Below are 22,354 nucleotides of genomic sequence, written 5' to 3' on the forward strand. Positions count from 1 at the left end.
AGCTGGAATATTAGAAATTAGCAATAGCTGAGCAAATAAGTGGATCAATATTAAAACGGTGAATTTTTAAAAAAGTGGATCAGATTTCAACTGGTGTTGACAAATAATTAAACCGATATTGTTGTGCATAAACAGGCGTAGACAATACACAAGTTAGCATCGTAAGTAATATCGAATGTCTCCACTGCTTCATTATTAATTTTTCCAATAATCCTGATTCTGCTTAATCATACTTTGAAGGTCATTAATGTAGTCTTGACCTCTTTCGGAATAACTTAATAACCCATTAGTTAATTCTAATGCGGTTGCTGTTGAAGATAAATCCACTTTTTTCTCAGCCAAGTTTTGACGAATATTACGTAGTTCTTTATAAGCATCGTTACGATTAACATTCATAAAATAGGCATTAATTGACGCTTGAGGGCTATCAAACTTAGCTACTTCATGAGTTGCACCGTCAACGCGTTGTGTTGGTACAAGACCGCACCCTTCGGTATAGCACCATTGACCAAAGAAGTTATTAGCATCCTTAGCAAAACGAGATGTCCCCCATGCTGATTCATTTGCAGCCTGTGTTAATACTAATGCTTCAGGCAAAATATTAACTCGTATTAGCATCTCATTTAACCAGTCTTTTGTAACACCCTCTTTAGGTAAAGAAACATCATACATTTGAGCAAGCGTCGAAGCCTTTTTTAGCAAGCTAGAACTAATGTTGTTTTCTGCAAGCGCTGATTGTAATTCGAGTAATTGACTACGTTCATTTTCAACACGTTGATTTTCCTTTTCAAAACCAGGACGTAATTGTTCAAAAAAACTTACTTTCTTAACATTGATATCAACGTTCTCTGTCTTACTTTTTTCAACTGGTTTAGTGGTATCTGATGAGTAATGATTTTGAAAATAATACACAGCCCAAAATGCCAAAATAATGGCAGCCATTATGAGTTTTTTAATCATGCGTTAAATACCTGAGATTGTTTATTATCATTATTAGGCGGATTTCCCCCACCAGAGACAACTTTTAAACGAATACCGAACATATCGCGATAAAGAACACCTTTAACATGGAAATAAAACGGCAACACAAAAATAAAACCTATGCCATAAAATAATGCAGCAGCAAAAAACATCATTATAACTAATAAATAAATTGCAATTAATGGCAGGATTTTTTTATTAACTGCTCTTAATGACAGCAACAAAGATTTCAAAGGCGTGGTTCGTTTCTCACAAATTAATAATGGTGCATGGCTAAAGGCCATAGTGAAATATAACGATAAAAATGGTAGCACCATCCCACCAATACCTTGCAAGGTTAAAGCAATCAACGTCATTACCATGAGAGGCACAGTAAACTGCAAACCTTTTAACATATGCCGAGGTTGGGTTTTGAAGCCTGTTGTATGACTCATGGCCATAAGACAGACACCTGCATATAAAGGTGCACTGATAATTTCGTAACTAAAATTTGCAATAAATATTGATTCAATAATATTTTGGTGCTGAGAGGTATCCGAGGCATCTTTAAATAATTGTAAGATCACACTTGGATCGCCAAGCTGAAGTTTTAATGCCACGGCAAAAATAGCAAGCTGCAAAACTAATAAAAGAATAATGGTAGGTGAAAATGATAAAAAATACTTTATCGTTAACTGCCAAGCTTCTTTTATTACCTGACTCGCTTTTAATTCATATTGACCATTTAAGGCTGTCGTCAGATTTCCTCCGACATTGAATTCTTTTTCTAGTTCATCATTCATGTATTAGTTGTCCAAACAACGTCAAATAAGCTTATGGAGCACATTATACCCATGCCAACTCAAGATGCGAGTTTCCAGTATTTTTAATCCATTTCATTTTGTAAGTATGATGAAAAATCAAACAACAAAACAAAAAACATGAATTTAATGTCAACTTTTTTGAAATCATGAAAGCAATATAGGATAATGTCCGGCTTGTTTGTTTACATTCTCCTTTAGCTACTATTTAACTGTAAACTGCTAGGAAATGTCTACGATGGCGACTATGATGCGCCCTCAAATTTTTGTGTTGAACGATACTTTTCTTTCTAGGGAGAAATACCGAAATTGAATGTTGAACAGTTACATAGATCTACAGTTATTACACTAACTGGCATAAGTAAGTCTTTCGATGGCAAAACTATCATTGAGAACTTAGATCTAAACGTCAATCATGGTGAATTCTTAACCATACTTGGACCGTCTGGTTGCGGAAAAACCACAGTACTACGAATGATTGCAGGATTTGAAACCGTTGATTGCGGCAAAATATTACTAGCAAACGAAGATGTAACGCAACTTCCCCCAGAACAGCGACATGTCAACACTGTATTTCAAAGCTATGCTTTATTTCCACATATGTCGGTCTATGAAAATGTAGCGTTTGGTTTACGTATGCAAAAAGTATCCGATTCAGAGATCGATACTCGTGTCATTGATGCTTTAAAAATGGTTCGACTTGAGAACATGGCACAAAGACGACCTAATCAGCTTTCTGGTGGGCAACAACAACGTATTGCGATCGCGCGTGCTGTTGTGAATAAACCTAAAGTACTCCTACTAGATGAATCCCTTTCCGCGTTAGACTATAAATTGCGTAAACAAATGCAGCTCGAATTAAAACGACTGCAACGCCAACTTGGGATTACCTTTATTTTCGTTACTCATGACCAAGAAGAAGCCCTTTCTATGTCCGATCGTATTATCGTAATGCGGGATGGCGTAATAGAACAAGATGGTTCTCCACGCGAGATTTATGAAGAACCAAGTAACTTATTTGTGGCAAGCTTTATTGGTGAAATAAACGTTTTTAATGCCACCGTCATTCGTAGGCTTGATGATAATACCATTCTTGCTTCCATTGAAGACTGTGAATCTGTCGTACATTTCAAAAAATCAGTGCAACAAGGACAAGAATTAAAAGTCTTACTTCGACCTGAAGATATTCGTATTGAAGAAATTCAAGAATCTGAAGACAACGGTATTGTCGGCCATGTCACGGAGAGAACCTATAAGGGTGTGACCTTAGATTCAGTTGTTGAACTTGAAAAATCTGGCATGAGAGTTATGGTTAGTGAATTTTTCAATGAAGATGACCCCGACGTTGATCACTCAATTGGTCAAAAAGTAGCGATTACTTGGGTCGAAAGTTGGGAAGTTGTGCTTCCTGATGAATCAGAAACTCTTCAATCTATCGCGGGCGCTGAATAACATCATGAAGAAAATCAATCTTCAAAACAGCATTGTGTTCTTGATTGTGTCATGGTTAATTCTGTTTGTTTTCATTCCAAACATTATGATCATCATCACTAGCTTTTTAACTCGTGATGATGCCAATTTAATCGATCTAACATTCACTTTACACAACTATGCACGCCTGCTTGATCCTCTATATGCAAAAGTCATGATTCACTCTCTTTACATGGCAATTGTCGCAACCGGATTATGTTTACTCATTGGATATCCTTTTGCTTATATAGTGGCAAAAATGCCTGAAAAAATGCGTCCAATTATGTTGTTCCTCGTCATTGTACCTTTTTGGACTAACTCGCTTATTCGCACATATGGCTTAAAAGTAGTATTAGGAACGCAAGGGATTTTGAATAAAAGCCTAATAGCGATTGGACTCATTGATCACCCTATTCGTATTATGTACACCGAAATCGCTGTTATGGTGGGTTTAGTTTATATCTTACTGCCGTTTATGATTCTGCCACTCTATTCCGCTATTGAGAAGCTGGATAGAACTTACATCGAGGCAGCAAGAGATCTTGGTGCAAATAAAGTACAAACTCTTGTTAAAGTAATACTGCCCTTGACTATGCCAGGAATCATTGGTGGCTGCTTATTAGTATTATTACCCGCTTTAGGTATGTTTTATGTCTCCGATTTATTGGGCGGTGCAAAAAACTTACTGATAGGTAATGTGATTAAAAGCCAAGTACTCAATGCTCGTGATTGGCCATTTGGCGCAGCAACCAGCATTGCTCTCACTATCGTAATGGCATTAATGCTGTATGCCTATTATCGTGCAGGAAAATTGCTCAACAGAAAAGTGGAGTTAGACTAATGACCAACAACGTCGGAGTTAAAGTTGTCAAATCCAGTTTTATGAGCTTGGTCTATCTATTTTTATATTTACCAATTTTAGTTTTAATTGCTAACTCCTTTAATGCGAGTCGATTTGGCATTCGTTGGGATGGCTTTACGACAAAATGGTATGGCGATTTATTGCACAACAATAGCCTCATTCAGGCTGCTGGGCACTCAATTACCATTGCAGTTATTTCCTCGACTGCCGCCACTATCATCGGTAGTTTGACTGCTGTGGCCTTATTCCGTTATCAGTTTAAAGGCAAAGGTGCGGTGAATGGATTGTTATTCATTGTAATGATGTCGCCTGATATTGTAATGGCCATTTCACTGTTAGCGTTATTCTTGGTCGTTGGCTTTCAATTAGGATTGCTAACGTTACTCATATCGCATATCACTTTTTGCTTACCTTTTGTCGTTGTGACTGTTTACAGTCGGCTGAAAGGATTTGATGTAAAGATGCTAGAAGCGGCAAGAGATCTCGGAGCAAGTGAATGGATTATTTTAAAGCGAATCCTATTACCTTTAGCTAAACCTGCCGTTGCCGCTGGATGGCTACTAAGTTTTACGCTATCACTAGACGATGTCATCATCAGCTCATTTGTGACGGGGCCTAGCTATGAAATATTACCCTTAAAAATCTATTCTATGGTTAAAGTCGGTATTTCGCCTGAAGTGAATGCTTTAGCAACAGTTATGCTTGTAGTATCTTTAATCCTAGTGGTCTGCTCTCAGCTCATTGCCAGAGATAGATCTCCATCATGAACATAGAACCTTGATAAACATAGCTCTATCATGGTTAACATTTTGCCTAATTACGGAATAAGGCTTTTAAAAAACCTTAATCTGACTATACTTCACACTATTTTCAATATGCATAAAACTACGATTCACACTGGGGGATACAAATGAAACCATGGTCTAAGTTACTTGTAGGCGCGGCATTGACTGCCTCATTAACGGCGAACTATGCGCAGGCGGATGATAAAGAACTCTATTTTTATAATTGGTCAGAGTATATCCCTAGTGAAATCCTGCAAGAATTTACTAAAGAAACAGGCATTAAGGTTATCTATTCGACTTATGAGTCGAATGAGTCCATGTACGCCAAACTCAAAACACAAGGCAAAGGCTATGATCTTGTGGTGCCTTCGACTTATTTTGTCGCGAAAATGCGAAAAGAAGGCATGTTACAGCCAATAGATAAATCGAAACTGACTAATTTTGATGGATTAGACCCAAACTATTTAAATAAACCTTTTGATCCAAATAATGACTATTCAATCCCTTATATTTGGGGGGCTACCGGTATTGGTATAAATACCGATATGTTAGATAAAAACTCCATCCATAAATGGGCTGATTTATGGGATTCAAAATGGGTTGGTCAGTTAATGATGATGGATGATCCGCGTGAAGTATTCCAAGTTGCATTAACAAAACTTGGCTATTCGGCCAATTCAACTGATCCAGAAGAAATCAAACAAGCTTATGAAGAGTTAAAAAAACTCATGCCTAACGTATTAGTTTTTAACTCAGATAACCCTGCAAATCCGTATATGGCAGGCGAAACTTCTTTGGGTATGATTTGGAATGGTTCCGCTTATGCGGCTCGTAAAGATGGAGCTCCCATTCATATTGTTTGGCCAGAAAAAGGGACCATATTCTGGATGGATAGCTTAGCGATTCCAACTGGAGCCAAAAATGTTGATGCTGCTCATAAGATGATTAATTTCTTATTACGTCCAGATAACGCAGCTAAGATAGCTTTAGAAATTGGTTATCCAACGCCGGTTAAAGCCGCCTATCCACTTCTTCCCAAAGATTTTATTGAAGATCAAGATGTATTCCCACCACAGCAAGTCTTTGATAGTGGCGAATGGCAAAACGATGTTGGTGAAGCAAACGTTTTATATGAACAATATTTCCAAAAGCTAAAAGTAGATATGTAATTTACATACATTTATGCCCTAAACAAAAAAGCTCGCAGTGTATTGCGAGCTTTTCTTTGAATCTCTATCTTTACTGAATTTTACTTATTAAATCAAATATTGCCCAATAATTCTCCGACCAATTTAGGAACTTCAATACTGGCTTTACCATAGCGTTTTTCAGCAAACTCACTTTCAACTGCGCTAGGCTCTAAATTAAGTTCAATAGTATGGGCTCCATGCATTTTTGCATCATGAACAAAGCCCGCGGCAGGATAAACTACACCAGATGTTCCTATCGAGATAAATAAATCGGCTTGTTCTATTAATGAATAAATTTCTGCCATACGTAATGGCATTTCACCAAACCAGACGATATGTGGCCTTAATGGGTTTGGTATCTGACAGCAGTGGCATAGATCATTTATATTTAGATCATCGTCATGATCAATTACTTGATTGGACTCAGGGCATCGAACTTTAAGTAACTCACCATGCATATGAATGATCTTCTGGCTCCCCGCTTTTTCATGCAAGTTATCGATATTTTGTGTGACGATCGTTATTTTCCCATCTAATTTATTTTCTAGCTGCGCAAGTGCTAAATGAGCTAAGTTAGGCTGAATATTAATATCATGTAAACTCTGACGGCGTTGGTTATAAAAATTTTGTACTAATTCAGGATTAGCTTGATAACCTTCAGGTGTAGCAACATCCTCGATACGATGGTTTTCCCACAAACCATCTTGAGAGCGAAATGTTTGAATACCTGACTCCGCTGAAATACCAGCTCCTGTTAATATAACAATATTTTGATAAGGAAAATGCATTTTCAGTCCTTTTGGTTATTGTGACGGTACAAATACAGACAGCATATTAGATTTAATTTACCTTGTTTTAGTTAAGGATAAAATTAGGTTTTGAATTATTGAGCACTAACTCTCTTCTTTTGCTGGTCCTATATTCTCCCGTATAAATTAAGCTACGTTTAAATAAAATCGATATTTATTAAAAATAACAACTATGATTAATGTCTATAGTGTAATATCGAACCAATTATCAGTGCTATCAACTAGTTAAAAGTGGCCTTATGGGAAAAATTTATCAAATATTATGCATATTACTCATCACCTTCTCATTTACTGCACAAGCAGAATGGGAACCGATGCCTACAGCTAAAAAACAACCCAATATTACCTCTGAAGCTAAACGTATTGCTGAAGATGTATCTGCATTGCCCGATCCACTTTTTATGTCCGAAAATGATCATGCCAAAGTAGATGAATTACTTTCTGCAACTTTATATCAAATAGATCAGAACACCATTCAATTTGCTAAAGCCTTATCCGAATACAGAAAAACGGGAGGGAAATCTATCTGGTTTCAAACCCAAGAATATTATTTATCTTTACACAGTTTTAGTGAGTCCAAACAACAACTCCTTAAGTTAGCCAATGGTAATGTCTTCAATAAGCTAACAGGATTTGGCCCTTATGGCGTAACTCAATTCAAGTCAGAACTGTATCTCACTCAATTAAACGCCCAATATCTTGTTTTTTTTCAATATCAAAGCTTTAAAGCATTTTTGGTTGATTTAACTATATCACCAGTTCCTGTCATTGTGATGTTAGTTAAACTATTTTTCGTATACTTAGGGTTATCATGGTGGTTAAAAAACAGCAGCGATATTATTAAGCAATTCCGTAAAGCAAAACTTGAAACAGCTACACCGCCATCTCTTTTTATTCGTTTCATTTGGTATATCAGTAAAGCAAATCGACCAATTGCATGGTTAATCGCTATCACAATATCTTTGGATATTTTAGCCACGCTTCAAAGTTTACAGCATGTTAAGTTTCTCAGTATTTTTACTTGGTGGGTATTAGGTGGATCTATTGCTGTTAAGTTTATTTTAGAATTTGCTTATCGTAATAGTCGTAGTACCACAAAAGAAATGACCGCTATTCGTTTATCTAGTATCCGTTACTATGTTTGGAGTGCAATCGGTGCTGGCGTGATACTGCAAATGACAAAAACAACCATTGGTCAAGGCACTATATATCACTGGGTTTCGAGCTTGTTATCACTCTGGTTTTTATTAATTACTGTGGTTGTACTTCGTAAATGGAAACCTTATGTATTTAGTGAAACTAACCAAAATATGGATCATCCTTTATGGGCTCAGTGGGCAATAAATAAAAAAGATAGTTTTGGCCTATCAACCATCTCCGTTTTCATTATGACTTTTTGGTTAATTTCACGAAACCTAAAGCAATTTGTCATTGCAACTCTTTCCCAATACGCTTTTTTTAGTCAAACTTTAGCCTATTTGTTTAGAATTGAAGTAGCAAAACAGAGTGATAATGGTGGGCAAAATACGAATTTAGTCCAACTGAAAGGTGATGATATATTTAATTATATTTTACCTGGAAAAGAAGACAGCAAGCTCATTGGCTATGCTTCTGATGAGATCAAACAGCTGTCAAAATACATCCTATCAGATAGTCCTGCAATGTGTGTTATTTCAGGTGAACGAGGAATAGGAACGACCACTTTATTAAAGCAAATTCTCTATAGAGTTAATAATGCCCAACCCATTTACTTAAACTGCCCTAATTCTGGTTATAGTGAATTAATGTCAGATTTAGCCGAACAATTAGGCTTAGACCGGGAGTCTTCTGACATTCAAATTTTGGCTTATCTGAGAAAAAGTGAAACTGCTTACCTTATCGCTGTGGACAATGCTCAACGCCTTGTTAAACCAATGGTTGGTGGCTTATCTGGACTCATGAAATTCACTAATTTAATGCGACGATCTAAGAAAAATCACCGCGTAATGATGGCAATAGAAAAATCAAGCTGGCGTTTTGTTGACAGAGCTCGAGGGGAAAGACTCTTATTCGACTTAGTAACATTCATGCCCCGTTGGACTGAGTCTCAAATATCAGAGCTACTCAATTCTCGCCTAAATCACGATATTGAAAATCCAGTGTCATTTGATGACCTCAATCTTCCCAAGCAGTGGGATCAAGATGATATATCTGAAGAGGAACGAGCAAGACAAGGGTTTTATCGTATCCTTTGGCATTATTCGGATGGCAATCCAACGGTTGCTCTACGTTTCTTTAGATTATCCCTACGCCAAGATCAGAAAACAGACAAAGTGGTTGTTCGGCTTTTCCAAGCACCTGAATCGGAAGAGTTAGAGAAAATGCCAAAACCTATGCTCGCCATTTTGCGTTCTATAGTTCAATTGGAGGTGTCAACACCAGAGGAGCTATCTGAATGCACCCAGTTAACCACTCCTGAAGTTATCGGGACATTACGCTACTTTGAAAGTCGTAATTATATAGAATGGTCTGGTGACAAAGCAAAAATTTCCGACCATTGGTATCGATATATAACAAATGCCCTACATCGTCAGCACTTATTGGTGAAATAGCATGAAAAAAACGCTCCTTTTTATTATTTTGTTTTCAGTTAGTAGCATTGCTTTTGCTGAAGGTGAAACCATAGATAACCACTTAGAAAATATTGCACAGTTTACCAACCTTGTTCGCTGGGGTGGTGTTGTCTTTTCTTTTATCATCGTAATTGCTGCATGGATCCTATTACGTTTCACCAATAAGTTAGTTGAAACTTTTAGTACTCAATTTGTACAATACAGAATGGTTCTACAAAAACTGCAATCTTTCTTTCAGTTTTTTGTTTATATGACTGCTGGTATTACCGTATTCATGATGAGCTTTCGCATCAATGAACAAATACTGACACTCATTGGCGGCACGCTTGCAGTATCAATAGGTTTTGCATTGAAAGACCTTGCGGCTTCTTTTATCGCAGGTTTGACTGTTATGATTGACCGCCCCTTCCAAGTTGGTGACCGCGTAACATTTGAGGGCAATTACGGTGATATTATTACGATCGGATTACGATCTGTTCGTATGCGAACCTTAACCGATGATATTATTACCATACCTAATAACAAATTTTTAAGCGAAGTCACTATGAGTGGAAACTATGGTGCACTTGATATGCAATGTGTTATCCCTTTTTACATCGGTATGGATCAAGACATCCTTCTTGCTCGTAATCTAATTCAAGAAGCCGCTTCTTCTAGTCGTTATATTCATCTACCTAAACCAGTTGTCGTTTTAGTTAACCAAGAAATGGCCGACAATTACTTGGCAATCAAACTGACATGCAAAGCTTATGTGGTAGATACGTTTTATGAAAAATTATTTGAAACCGATATCACATTAAGAGTCATGAAAGAGTTTAGACAGCATAATATTCAGCCACCTCAGATTGCGGTACGCACAAATCAAATCTAGCGCTATCGCTTAAATCCTCTACCTACAAGCCTAAGATGAACATTTTGGGCTTTTTTACATTGATTAGTAAACAACATTAGATTCATGTTTAGGATAGCTTTATACTCCGACTCAACATGCATCTAATTAAATGAGTACTTATGTCTCGTATTATTGCTTACACCTATAAAAATGAAGAAAAAACATTACCCTTTAGCTATCGTGAATTTCACAGCATTCACGAAGCAGTAGCTGCAAATGAAGGCATCGATATCAAAGAATATTTAAAAATGGAGCAATCCATCGAAGCTATTTCCGATACTAAAGCCGTAAGAAGTTACCGCGATGCTCATTTCACTAAATTAGGATTCGGACGCATTACCCTACTACCAAAAGAAAATATGGGAATTGGTCACAAGAAAAAGTCATAAAAAAGAGGTCTAGCGACCTCTTTTTTATATTAAAACTAGCGTAAATAGTTAACCAATATTCAAAAATGCTGCCCCACGTACGCCACCGGAATCACCGTATTTTGCTTTCAATATTTTAGGGACTTTTCCTATAGGTAATAAATGTTTAGGTATTCGTTTCGGCATTTCTTGATAAATCAAATCATAGTTAGATAAACCACCGCCAAGTACAACAACGTTAGGATCGAAAGCCGTGAAAATATTCCCTAAACAAATAGCGAGCAGCTCCATAAAACGCTCAACATGTTCAACTGCTTTTGTTTCCCCTGCGGCTTGTTGCTGAATCAATTCTACCGCCTTTACTCGCTCACCATAATAATGTTCATAAAGTTGCTCAAAGCCACGGCCAGACAAATAATTATCTATACAGCCTTGTTTATCACAACCACAACCAAACAATGGTGCTTCTTTATCTGGTGAACTATTTTGTAAATACAACCAACCATCTAATGGCATGCGTGTATGTCCAATTTCACCAGCAACATGACTGCGCCCTGAAACGACATGCCCATTGATAACAATGCCACCACCAAACCCCGTACCTAAAATTAACCCAAGCACGCTTTCTTCGCCTTGATGCTCTTGATCCCACGCTTCAGATAGAGCAAAACAGTTAGCATCATTAGCTATTTTTACTGGGCGTTGCACTAAAGCTTCAAGGTCCTTACGTAAAAACTGTCCTTTAGCTGCTGGGACATTTGATGTCAAAACGGCACCATCATCAACACTTTCCATGCCTGGAATCCCGATACCTATAGAACCTTCAACTCCAAACTCAATATCATATTTCTTAACTAATTCAGATAATGTCACTAATAAAGCTTGATAATCATCACCAGGAGTTGGAACTCGTTCCGTCGCCAAGCGTTCTAATTTATGATTGAAAGCACCAAATTCAATTTTAGTGCCTCCCACATCAAAACCGTAATACATCCTGTCTCTCCCAAAGTCTTATATTGTCTTAAATTGAACCTGTTGATGATTATCCACAAAGTAATGACGCAAACCGTGATTAATTACCAGTTTGAAAATGATAAGAAACTGATTGCTCATAAAAACTGCATTTATATCGTTGTAGATAGTCAAATTGTTGTCGATCGCTTTGATTACCTATAAAGTACGGTATAAATTTGAGCCGCCTACGGATATTTTCATGCCACTTTATCTCCGCTACTTTATGTGTTTTATCCTTGTTTCCGTTGCAGGATGCTCATCAACACCACCACCGCAACCTTTGCCTTATACCAACACAGAAAAAAAAGAAATTAATACGCTTTATCAAAACTGGGTTGGTGTTCCTTATCAATTTGGCGGTCAAAATCGCGCAGGAATTGATTGCTCGGCTTTTATGCAAGTGACCGTTATGTCGTTATATCAGCTAGAACTTCCCCGTACAACCGAACAACAAAGTAAGCGAGGACGATATATTCCAGAAAATCAAGCTGCTTTTGGTGATCTGATTTTTTTTAAAACCGGCTGGAATCAACGCCACGTTGGGTTTTATTTAGGCAATAAACAATTCATGCACGCTTCGTCTTCCAAGGGTGTGATGATTTCACGAACAGATAACCCTTACTGGGCCAGTGCCTTTTGGCAATTTCGACGAATCACTCCAGTTGTTAAAGGATAGCTTGAAGGCACTCATGGAGAAAAACCACGATTACTCACGCCCCAATTAGCTGCGCAGAAACATTAATAAAAATACTAATCGTAGACAAAATATTTTCTTTTTAGCCGATAAATTAATGTAATTTATGCGGAACAGTTCTCTAAACGTAAAGATAAGCTAAGCTAAGGTAGTACCAGATTATTTCCGTTCAGGAGGTTTTATGTGGCAAGCTATCGCACAGCAACTTTCAGATGCAACCGCCTTTGAGTTTATCCTTAGAGAAAAAGAGCACCTCAATGATGGCGAAACTAATTACTGTTATTTAATCGGTGATGGCGAGCAACGTTATTTTATTAAACTAAATGAGCGCTCTTGGCTCTCAAAGTTTGAAGCTGAGTTTGAAAATTTATCTGCCTTGAATGCGACTTCTACACTTTGCGTTCCTGAACCCATCATTTGTGGACAAACAAAAGAACATTCCTTTTTAATCCTCAATTATTACCCTACTAAATCTCTTAATAAAGAGTCTGACTTTTACACATTAGGCCAACAAGTTGCTCGATTACATTTATGTGGAGATCAAAAAGATTTTGGTTATGATGCTGATACTTATGTTGGATTAAATTTGCAACCGAACGCTTGGCATAAAAAATGGTGTGTGTTTTTTGCTGAACATCGAATTGGGTGGCAATTACAGTTACTGAAAGAGAAAGGTATAGATTTAGGCGATATTAATGAGGTGGTACAATATGTCAAAAAAATATTAGCGAATCACCAACCAAAACCTTCACTTTTACATGGCTCACTAAACCAACAAAATGTGGCTTTATCTCCTATTGGACCATTATGTTATGACCCATCAAGTTTTTGGGGAGATAGGGAGTATGATATTGCCATAGCTGAATATTACGGACAAATGAACCCAGCCTTTATGGAAGGCTACCAAGCTATCTACCCTCTTGAAAAAAATTATATCCAACGAAAAGATATCTATCAATTCTACTATTTACTCTGCCTTTGTAATCAATATGGTGGTGAATACCTTCCTAAATGTGCCCATAAAATCGCACAATATTTGAAGATAGACTAACGTAAACGATAATTTGTTAATTTTCCCTCGCAAATATCTTTTACTTATATTGGGATATTGATCGTAATTAAATGGTAATGGTGATCTATACTGACATTGTTATTGTGTCATTTAACTGTATCTAGATAATCATGCTGACTATATAACTTTATTTTTTGTTTACGCAATCACGGTTTTTTTACCTTACCTATCTTTAATTTGGTAAGACTCAATCTTTTCGCTTTTTTTTATACATAAACTAACTTTGACCGTTAATCTTTAAACTACATTCATGTTCGATTTAACGCTTGTTATATTGAAATTGTATTATTTACCTTTAATCTATTTTGCAGTTCATCGCGACAAACACGAGAAGTACAGTGAGGAAAGCAATGATAAAATACACAGAGAAAAGAGTCGCCTGTCCACATTGTGGTCATAGTATTGGGTTAACCGTAGACAAAACGACAGGAAGTCAAAGCTTCTATGATGACTGCCCTACTTGTAATCACGCTGTTTTTTTAACACTTAAAGTAGATACCGAGACAAACAAAGTCCAACTCGCTATTGGTGATGATGACCATTCATTTTTTAGTCATGTTAGTTAATCATTAACGTATACGAACTCTTTATGAAGCTCCTATTTAGGGGCTTTTTTGTTGTAAAATAAATGATTATTTATGTCGCAAATTAGTTACTTAACTATATAATCAGCATCAAATATTTTGCTTATCAGGAGTTTTTGTGCATCGTTACCGTAAAGAAGCATCAATATTGGTAAAACTTGCAACACCAGTATTATTTGCTTCAGTCGCTCAAACAGGAATGGGGTTTGTCGATACAGTTATGGCCGGTGGCGTAAGTGCAACGGATATGGCTGCCGTTGCCGTAGCTACCAGCATTTGGTTGCCTTCAATCTTATTTGGTATAGGATTGTTGTTAGCTTTAGTGCCAGTTATTGCACAATTAAATGGTTCCGGACGACAAACTCGCATTGCCCATGAAGTGCAGCAAGGAGCATATCTATCGTTTCTGGTTGCGATTCCAATTATTTTAGTTTTATCTCAAACTCGTCATATTTTATTTGCTATGAATATCGAAACGGTAATGGCAGAAAAAACCAATGGCTATATGTTTGCTATGATTTTTGCCGTGCCCGCTTTTCTACTTTTTCAAACTCTGCGCAGTTTATCTGATGGTTTATCGCTAACTAAACCCGCCATGATATTAGGCTTTCTAGGTTTATTATTGAATATACCGCTGAACTGGATCTTTGTTTACGGGAAATTTGGTGCACCGGAGCTTGGCGCCATTGGTTGTGGTGTGGCCACTGCTATTGTTTACTGGTTTATGTTCACTGCAATGTTGTTGTATATAATTAAAGCAAAACGTTTTAAAAACATTCACCTTTTCACGGAGTTTCATAAACCGAATCTTCATTCACTGAAACGATTATTTAGCCTAGGGTTTCCAATTGCTGCCGCTCTATTTTTTGAAGTGACACTTTTTGCAGTAGTGGCATTAATGGTTGCGCCTTTGGGGCCAATAACGGTTGCAGCGCACCAAGTAGCTATTAACTTTTCATCTTTGGTTTTTATGCTACCAATGAGTATTGGTGCTGCGGTCAGTATTCGCGTTGGGCACCAACTTGGTGAACAAAGCGTTGCAGGTGCCAGAATATCCTCTCATGTTGGCTTATTATTTGGATTGTTTACTGCAATATTAACCGCAATACTAACCGTGGTATTTAGCCAACAAATTATTAGCTTATATACTGATAATAATAGCGTTGCAGTAGTCGCAATGCATCTTCTGGTCATGGCGGCTATTTATCAGTGTACTGATGCAATTCAAGTCATCGCCGCAGGAGCATTACGTGGCTATAAAGATATGAGTGCCATCTTTAGTCGTACTCTAATCTCTTACTGGGGTATTGGTATGCCTTTAGGTTATATTCTCGGTATGACTGATTGGTTAAGTGATGAGCCTCTCGGTATCACAGGGTTTTGGATTGGCATTATCATTGGCTTATCAACTGCTGCACTGTTGCTTTCCCACCGTCTACATTGGTTGCATAAACAATCAGATGAAACTCAGCTTAGATTCTCTGGACGCTGATTTTCTGGCGAAATGGTCAGGACAAAATACCCCGAGACAACAAGCTTAATATCTAAGCCTTGTTGTCTTGTTTTATTGTTTTGTTAAATACTTTCGGACCGAACATGAATAAATCTTGCAAAACGAGGTAACCCAGAGCGAGTATAACCATTAAATCGAAAAGTTACTTTCTCACCCAATGCTGGTGGCTTGTTACGTAACTCATTCGTCAAACCACTCCCAAGATAGAAACGCTTTCCATCCTTCCATTCAACATAGAGCGACCCTGTCATATTCAAATGTTTACCCTTTCCAGGCTTATAACCAATAACGATGGCTTCATCATCTTGAAAAGATTTCAATTTTAACAAATCATCAGTTCTCCCACCTTGATAATGGCTCTTTATTTTTCTCAGCATAATACCTTCACCCATTTGGGTTTCTACACTTTGCAGGTTTTGATATAGGAATGCTGTTGACTCGATTGGGAATTGTTTTACCAAGGCTAAATGCTTATTACTATTGGAATCATTGATGATACGTTGAAGGCGTTGGTACCTTTGATCATACGATGCATTTAACTCAGCCAGATCAAAAACCATATATTGAATATTTTTCCAACTTTCTTCATCTGGAATTTGATCTAGTACTGTTCGTTGAACTTGTGAAAAATGGCCTCGCCCAGCCCATAATTCACCGTCTAACGGTTCTTTCGGTAATCCTTGAATAAACCATTCAGGTGCAATAATAGGCTTACCTGTCCGGGTAAATAACTGCTCTCCATTCCACAAGGCTCGAATACCATCTAGCTTTTCACTGTACCAATATTGTTCAATAGCAGCATCTTCATAGAAATCATTCGCTAAAGGCACAGATATATCTGGTGTTTTAACCTCTGAATGATTGAGAAAATTAAGATTAGCATCAGAAAAAACCGGAAATGATACCGCCAAATAAGCTGCCGTGAAGACAAAACAATATGGATTAATACAAGTGGACTTCAACATAACTCCTCAAGATCAACCGACCTTGCAATATGAATAAAGGAGATCATATTAAGCATGTTTTCATCTCCCATCCGAGCTTTAACATTAACTTGTGACGAAAATAAAAATAATGATTTATTGATAATCATGCTAATTACACTCATGCGGTTCGCTTAAAAAGCACACTGTCAATTCTGTTTTTTCTCAAGGCGATAGGAAGTCCATAATCATGATGCTAGACTGAAATAAATCTAATAATTAAGAGTGCATAACATGATTAAAGCAGCTGTGTTTGATATGGATGGTTTGATGATTGATTCAGAACCGTTTTGGCAACAAGCTCAACTTGAAATATTCCCTCTCGTTGGAGTTAAAATCACATTGCAAGATACCATTAATACAACGGGTATCCGTATCGACCAAATAGTTGAAATCTATTACCGCGAACAACCTTGGGAAGGAAAAAGCTGCCAAGAAGTATGTGATATGGTTCTAGCGCGTGTTATCGAACTCGTTAAAGAGCATAAGCCTATGATGCCGGGATTATTCCATGCATTAGAAGTCTGTCAGCAACAAAACTTAAAAATAGCTCTCGCCTCATCTTCACCAATGGTTTTAATACAAGCTGCATTAGATTCTCTAGAGTTAGATGGCGTTTTTGAAGCTGTTTTATCGGCTGAGGGGTTACCTTATGGGAAGCCACATCCAGAGGTTTATTTAAATGCAGCCGCTGCGTTAGAAGTATCGCCACTTGATTGTGTCGCTTTAGAAGACTCTTTTACCGGTTTACTTGCTGCAAAATCTGCACAAATGAAAACTATCGTGATACCTGAAGCCTCAAGCCGTGAACAACCCCACTTTGTAATTGCTGATCACAATTTAAATTCATTAAACGACATTACACCTGAATTATTAAACGCTTGATAGCTCTATCAGGACAAATAAAAATCACATCAAAATAAATAAAAACAGCTCGTATCTTTTGAAGATAACGAGCTGTTTACTACCCGTAATAAATTGGCAATCTAAAAGGTTGCACCCTACATATTGGATTTAAATCTTATAATAAAATTACTGTTATAAGAAATGGAATGTAGCACTAACGGTATAGGTATTCGCTTTAAATTTATCAAAACCAAAACTGTTGTAAGCCAAACCTAAAGATAATGAACCACCAGGTAAACTATCAAAAACCGTATATTCAACACCAGCGCCGTACATAACATCATAGCCATCATCGCTATTTCGATTATCACCACCACTAATATCAAATTTGTTTGCGCCCAACTTGCCATAAAACTCAAGTGGACCAACATTAATACTTGGTTTAATGCCTAAATATAAAGCGGTTAGATCTGAGCCTTCTGAACTACCTAAATCCCAGTAACCAGCTTCAACACCGATAAACGGAAGAATACCGGTACCAATATTTAAACCATAAACATTATGGTTATCGGCACCATTTTCAGTGTAATCAGCAACACCATAGTTTGCACCTGCATATAACCATGAGTCTGCAGAAGCTGAAGTAGCAACCGTTGCTAGAGCTAAGGCCAACAAAGTTCTTTTCATATCGATTCCTTCGAGATTGATGCGAGTGATCCCGCGCTTGTCATTTTCAGCTATGATTCCGGACTTGTTCATTGAAATCAAGTAAAAACCCTAACAATTTTGTCACTTTTCTGTTTTTGTATATTTAGCAGGCATCAATAGCATTTTTAATCCGCTTATCAGATACTGGATAAGGAGTTCCTAACTGCTGAGCATAGAAACTTACGCGTAACTCCTCAATCATCCAGCGAATCTCTTTTACATTATCTGGTATTTCAACGCCTTTTGGGATTTTATTGAGCAGCTCTTTATAGTCATTCACTACCGATTCAACTTTAAGCATGTGCAATCGATCTTTATTAGGATCTATCGGCAATTTTTCCATCCGACGTTCAATGGCTTTCATATAGCGCAAAATATCCGGTAAGCGTTTCCACCCACATTCAGTAGCAAAACCTTTGAATATTAAGCCTTCCACTTGCGCTTTAATATCCGATAACGCAAACGCCATAGTGAAATCGACTTTACCTTTGAGCTTTTTATTAATGCTAAACGCGGTAGTGAGAATAGTTTCCACTTGTCCAGCAATATCGACCACGGTATCGCCTAGTTCAGCCCTAACATACTCTTTCAGTTCTTCAAATTGTTCCGGTTGCCATACTAAACCACCTTTTTGCTCAATCAGTTTATCTATGCCACAGGCTATACAATCATCAATAAGATCAAGCACTCTTCCATATGGATTAAAATATAAGCCGAGCTTGGATTTGTTGGGTAAATTACTGTGTAAATATTTGATCGGTGACGGCACATTCAGCAAGATTAAACGACGCTGCCCCGCTTTCATTGCTTGGTGCTGTTCTTGCTCTGTTTCAAATAATTTAATTTCAACACTATCTTTGGTGTCCACTAGAGCCGGATAGGCTTTGACTTCAAATCCGCCACGTTTTTGTTGATACACGGTTGGAAGCTTACCAAAACTCCACGTATGTAAACCTTGCTGTTCAATATCATCATCCGCTACTTGGGATAACGTTTCTTGCACTTTCTCTTTTAAGCTTTCTTTTAATTCATACAAATCGTAATGTTCTTTGAGCTTACGTTTGCGGTGATCAACGGCACGAAACGTGACTTTTAAATGTTCAGAGATTTGTTCAAGTTGCCAATCTTCACGCTTAATTTCTACACCTGTTATACGGCGCAACTCTTTCTCTAAAGAGTCTAACAATGGTAATTCCATTACGGTGACTCTTGAGAGAAAAGCATCGGCATAGTTTGGCGCCGGCACAAAGTTACGGCGTAGCGTTTTAGGTAATGATTTAATCAAGCTCACCACCAACTCATGGCGTAAACCTGGAATTTGCCAGTCAAAACCGTCTTGGCTAATTTGATTTAAAATCGGCAATGGAATATGAACCGTTACACCATCTCGATCTTTATCTGGAGCAGTAATACCTGGTTCAAATTGATAACTCAGTTTTAGTTTCAAACCGTTTTGATGCCAAAAATTAGGATAATCAAGATCAGTGACATGGCTAGCGTCATTTCTAAACAACATCGATTTTTCAAAGTTCAGCAATTCAGGTTCAGCTTGACGTGCCTTTTTCCACCATGCATCAAAATGACGACCAGACACTACTTCGGTATCCACACGCTGATCGTAGAACTCGAACAACTCATCATCATCGACCAAAATATCGCGACGACGGGATTTATGTTCAAGCTCTTCCACTTCTTTTAATAGCTGACGATTCTGTTTAAAGAAATGATGTTTGGTTTCCCAGTCTCCTTCAACCAATGCGCTACGAATAAAAATTTCACGGCAGATAGTCGGATCAATCAAGCCATAATTAATAGTGCGCTTCGGTACAATCGGAATGCCATATAACATCACTTTTTCATGTGCCATGACGGCTGCTTGTTTCTTTGACCAATGCGGTTCGCTATAACTACGTTTGATTAAATGCGGTGCTAACGGCTCAATCCATTCTGGTTGAATTTTGGCAATGATACGCCCCCAAAGCTTGGAGGTTTCCACCAACTCTGCCGACATAATCCATTTAGGCTGTTTCTTAAATAAACCTGAGGCTGGAAAGATATGAAAGCGAGCATTACGCGCACCTTGATATTCGCTCTTCTCAGCATCTTTCATACCAATATGTGAGAGTAAACCAACTAAAAGCGCACTATGAACGGCTTCGTAGTTGGCAGGATCCGAGTTGAGCTTTGTGTTCATTTCACGCATCGCTTGATGGATTTGGAAATACACATCTTGCCACTCACGCACACGCAAATAGTTTAAGTAATCTTTCTTACACTGATTACGAAATTGGTTGCTCGATAACGCTTGTTGCTGATCTTTAACGTAATCCCATATATTCACAAACGTTAAGAAATCAGAATCTTCATGAAAGAAGCGTTTATGTTTCTCATCCGAGGCTTGTTGTTTATCTGATGGACGTTCGCGCGGATCTTGAATAGACAATGCCGCAGCAATAATCATCACTTCTTTCAAGCAATTATACTTAACTGACTCCAATACCATCCGAGCTAAACGAGGATCGATCGGTAGTTTCGCCAATTTTTGACCTGTGGCTGTTAAACGTTTTTTAGGATCGGTCGAATTTGGGTTAATCGCGCCTAGCTCTTCTAGTAACCTTACCCCATCCTGAATATTGCGTTTATCTGGAGCTTCTACAAATGGGAAGGCATCAATATCCCCTAAGCCCAGAGCCGTCATTTGCAGGATAACGGAAGCCAAATTGGTACGGATAATTTCAGGATCAGTAAATTCATCTCGTGAGTTGAAATCTTCTTCTGAATATAAACGAATACAAATACCATCACTAACACGGCCACAACGCCCTTTACGCTGATTGGCACTGGCTTGTGAAATAGCTTCAATCGGCAAACGCTGAACTTTAGTACGATAGCTATAACGGCTGATACGCGCCGTACCCGGATCAATCACATATTTAATTCCCGGTACGGTAAGTGACGTTTCCGCCACATTAGTTGCCAGTACAATGCGCCGACCAGTATGTGATTGAAAAATCTTATTCTGCTCTGCCGAAGATAAGCGCGCGTACAGCGGCACCACTTCTGTATCTCGCATGCTGCGATTGCCAAAGGCACGTTTAGTTAAAGCGTCGGCGGTATCACGGATTTCACGCTCACCATTCATAAAGATCAAAATGTCACCTAGACCAGGCTCATCGCATAGCTCATCGACCGCTTGAAAGATACCTTCGAGTTGATCATGGTCTTGGTCTGCTTCATCTGGATTAAGCGGACGATACCGTACATCCACTGGATAAGTTCGACCAGACACTTCAATGATCGGTGCTTTATCAAAATGATTAGAAAAGCGTTCAGGATCGATGGTTGCAGACGTAATAATGATTTTAAGATCAGGGCGTTTAGGCAATAGCTCTTTCAAATAACCCATAATAAAATCTATGTTAAGGCTACGTTCGTGAGCTTCATCGATAATAATGGTGTCGTATTGATTTAAAAAACGATCGTGCTGAATTTCCGCCAGTAAAATACCATCGGTCATTAATTTGATTTGGGTGTTGTCCGAAATTTGATCGTTAAATCTAACTTTATAACCTACAAACTCACCCAGTGGAGATTGCATTTCTTCAGCTATCCGATTAGCAACAGAGCGCGCTGCCAGTCGACGCGGCTGAGTATGGCCAATTAATCCTGTGCGACCTCGCCCAAGTTCACTACAAATTTTGGGTATCTGAGTGGTTTTACCTGAACCTGTTTCCCCTGCAATAATAACCACTTGATGATTAGCAATCGCCTCAGCAATATCATCGCGTTTCTGGCTTACTGGCAGGATATCTGGGTATTCGATATGCGGTTGTTGTAAGCGTCGGTTTTGTACCACCATCATAGATTTAGCAATATCCATGGCGATTTCATCAAACACTTTGGCTTTCGCATCTGGATTTTTAATCTTACTCGCACCATGAATGCGTTTACTTAAACGAAAACGATCACGGATCATGCAATCTTTTAAGGCTAAACGAAGGCTATGAGCGCTGTTCCCTTGACTGGACGATGTATCTTGAGACGAAGAATTTGGTTGATTCGGCTGAGACTGGGTCAAAGCAATTCCTATTGAATTTAATGTTCGAATGCACGTTACCTGTCTTATATCAACAATACGCTTCTATCAACACTATGAGATGAGCCGATATGC

20 protein-coding genes are annotated in these 22,354 nt (G+C 38.0%); 13 read left to right on the top strand and 7 right to left on the bottom strand.

Annotation, left to right across the window (positions count from 1 at the left end; all coding sequences use genetic code 11):
• Positions 1-195: 195 nt before the first annotated feature.
• Complete coding sequence (locus HC725_RS06085; RefSeq protein ID WP_190330922.1) at positions 196-960, bottom strand: glucosaminidase domain-containing protein; 765 nt, start codon at positions 958-960, stop codon at positions 196-198.
• Positions 957-1,763, bottom strand: coding sequence for a hypothetical protein (locus HC725_RS06090; protein WP_190330924.1), 807 nt, complete (start codon positions 1,761-1,763; stop codon positions 957-959). Before HC725_RS06090 ends, HC725_RS06085 begins: the two co-directional genes overlap by 4 nt.
• Before the next feature lie 327 nt (positions 1,764-2,090).
• Between HC725_RS06090 and potA the strand changes: the two genes are divergently transcribed.
• The 4 genes from potA to HC725_RS06110 all read left to right on the top strand — a co-directional run bounded on the left by potA (position 2,091) and on the right by HC725_RS06110 (position 6,067).
• Positions 2,091-3,233: a spermidine/putrescine ABC transporter ATP-binding protein PotA gene (gene potA, locus HC725_RS06095; RefSeq protein WP_190330925.1), complete on the top strand. Its 1,143-nt coding sequence runs from the start codon at positions 2,091-2,093 to the stop codon at positions 3,231-3,233.
• A 1-nt stretch (position 3,234) separates the two neighbouring features.
• Positions 3,235-4,092 carry a spermidine/putrescine ABC transporter permease PotB gene (potB, locus tag HC725_RS06100; protein WP_190331097.1) on the top strand — a complete coding sequence of 286 codons (858 nt, stop codon included), beginning with the start codon at positions 3,235-3,237 and terminating at the stop codon, positions 4,090-4,092.
• Positions 4,092-4,880, top strand: a complete 789-nt coding sequence (potC, locus tag HC725_RS06105; protein ID WP_190330926.1) for a spermidine/putrescine ABC transporter permease PotC — start codon at positions 4,092-4,094, stop codon at positions 4,878-4,880. Before potB ends, potC begins: the two co-directional genes overlap by 1 nt.
• A 143-nt stretch (positions 4,881-5,023) precedes the next feature.
• Entirely contained in the window at positions 5,024-6,067 is a 1,044-nt protein-coding gene (locus HC725_RS06110; protein WP_190330928.1) for an extracellular solute-binding protein, read from the top strand.
• Positions 6,068-6,159: 92 nt separating this feature from the next.
• Here HC725_RS06110 and cobB read toward each other — a convergent pair whose 3' ends face one another.
• Entirely contained in the window at positions 6,160-6,876 is a 717-nt protein-coding gene (gene cobB, locus HC725_RS06115; RefSeq protein ID WP_190330931.1) for a Sir2 family NAD+-dependent deacetylase, read from the bottom strand.
• Positions 6,877-7,136: 260 nt separating this feature from the next.
• Between cobB and HC725_RS06120 the strand changes: the two genes are divergently transcribed.
• The 3 genes from HC725_RS06120 to HC725_RS06130 all read left to right on the top strand — a co-directional run bounded on the left by HC725_RS06120 (position 7,137) and on the right by HC725_RS06130 (position 10,790).
• Entirely contained in the window at positions 7,137-9,488 is a 2,352-nt protein-coding gene (locus HC725_RS06120) for an ATP-binding protein (RefSeq protein WP_190330933.1), read from the top strand.
• Position 9,489: 1 nt separating this feature from the next.
• Positions 9,490-10,380: a mechanosensitive ion channel family protein gene (locus HC725_RS06125; protein ID WP_190330934.1), complete on the top strand. Its 891-nt coding sequence runs from the start codon at positions 9,490-9,492 to the stop codon at positions 10,378-10,380.
• Between the two features lie 140 nt (positions 10,381-10,520).
• The gene (locus tag HC725_RS06130) at positions 10,521-10,790 is read left to right on the top strand and encodes a DUF2960 family protein (RefSeq protein WP_190330936.1); all 270 of its coding nucleotides are present in this window, start codon (positions 10,521-10,523) and stop codon (positions 10,788-10,790) included.
• 48 nt (positions 10,791-10,838) lie between these two features.
• Here the strand turns inward: HC725_RS06130 and nagK are convergent, their stop codons facing one another.
• Positions 10,839-11,762, bottom strand: a complete 924-nt coding sequence (gene nagK / locus HC725_RS06135; protein WP_190330937.1) for an N-acetylglucosamine kinase — start codon at positions 11,760-11,762, stop codon at positions 10,839-10,841.
• Between the two features lie 45 nt (positions 11,763-11,807).
• Between nagK and HC725_RS06140 the strand changes: the two genes are divergently transcribed.
• The 5 genes from HC725_RS06140 to HC725_RS06160 all read left to right on the top strand — a co-directional run bounded on the left by HC725_RS06140 (position 11,808) and on the right by HC725_RS06160 (position 15,625).
• A complete protein-coding gene (locus tag HC725_RS06140; protein WP_190330939.1) occupies positions 11,808-11,945 on the top strand; it encodes a hypothetical protein in 138 nt (45 codons plus the stop codon).
• 37 nt (positions 11,946-11,982) lie between these two features.
• Positions 11,983-12,459, top strand: coding sequence for a C40 family peptidase (locus HC725_RS06145; RefSeq protein ID WP_190330940.1), 477 nt, complete (start codon positions 11,983-11,985; stop codon positions 12,457-12,459).
• Between the two features lie 199 nt (positions 12,460-12,658).
• A complete protein-coding gene (locus HC725_RS06150; RefSeq protein WP_190330942.1) occupies positions 12,659-13,528 on the top strand; it encodes a fructosamine kinase family protein in 870 nt (289 codons plus the stop codon).
• Between the two features lie 371 nt (positions 13,529-13,899).
• The gene (locus HC725_RS06155; protein ID WP_190330944.1) at positions 13,900-14,115 is read left to right on the top strand and encodes a CPXCG motif-containing cysteine-rich protein; all 216 of its coding nucleotides are present in this window, start codon (positions 13,900-13,902) and stop codon (positions 14,113-14,115) included.
• A 136-nt stretch (positions 14,116-14,251) separates the two neighbouring features.
• On the top strand, positions 14,252-15,625 hold the full coding sequence (locus HC725_RS06160) for an MATE family efflux transporter (RefSeq protein WP_190330946.1): 1,374 nt from the start codon (positions 14,252-14,254) through the stop codon (positions 15,623-15,625).
• Between the two features lie 83 nt (positions 15,626-15,708).
• Here HC725_RS06160 and HC725_RS06165 read toward each other — a convergent pair whose 3' ends face one another.
• On the bottom strand, positions 15,709-16,611 hold the full coding sequence (locus HC725_RS06165) for a DNA ligase (RefSeq protein ID WP_190330948.1): 903 nt from the start codon (positions 16,609-16,611) through the stop codon (positions 15,709-15,711).
• 252 nt (positions 16,612-16,863) lie between these two features.
• On the opposite strand from HC725_RS06165, the gene hxpB reads away from it, so the two are divergent.
• Entirely contained in the window at positions 16,864-17,514 is a 651-nt protein-coding gene (gene hxpB / locus HC725_RS06170) for a hexitol phosphatase HxpB (RefSeq protein WP_190330949.1), read from the top strand.
• A gap of 153 nt (positions 17,515-17,667) precedes the next feature.
• Here hxpB and HC725_RS06175 read toward each other — a convergent pair whose 3' ends face one another.
• Both HC725_RS06175 and hrpA read right to left on the bottom strand, forming a co-directional pair.
• The gene (locus HC725_RS06175; RefSeq protein ID WP_190330950.1) at positions 17,668-18,162 is read right to left on the bottom strand and encodes an outer membrane beta-barrel protein; all 495 of its coding nucleotides are present in this window, start codon (positions 18,160-18,162) and stop codon (positions 17,668-17,670) included.
• Positions 18,163-18,286: 124 nt separating this feature from the next.
• Positions 18,287-22,261: an ATP-dependent RNA helicase HrpA gene (hrpA, locus tag HC725_RS06180; protein WP_190330952.1), complete on the bottom strand. Its 3,975-nt coding sequence runs from the start codon at positions 22,259-22,261 to the stop codon at positions 18,287-18,289.
• Between the last annotated feature and the right edge of the window lie 93 nt (positions 22,262-22,354).

Source organism: Vibrio sp. S17_S38 (assembly GCF_014694375.1).
Taxonomy (GTDB): domain Bacteria; phylum Pseudomonadota; class Gammaproteobacteria; order Enterobacterales; family Vibrionaceae; genus Vibrio.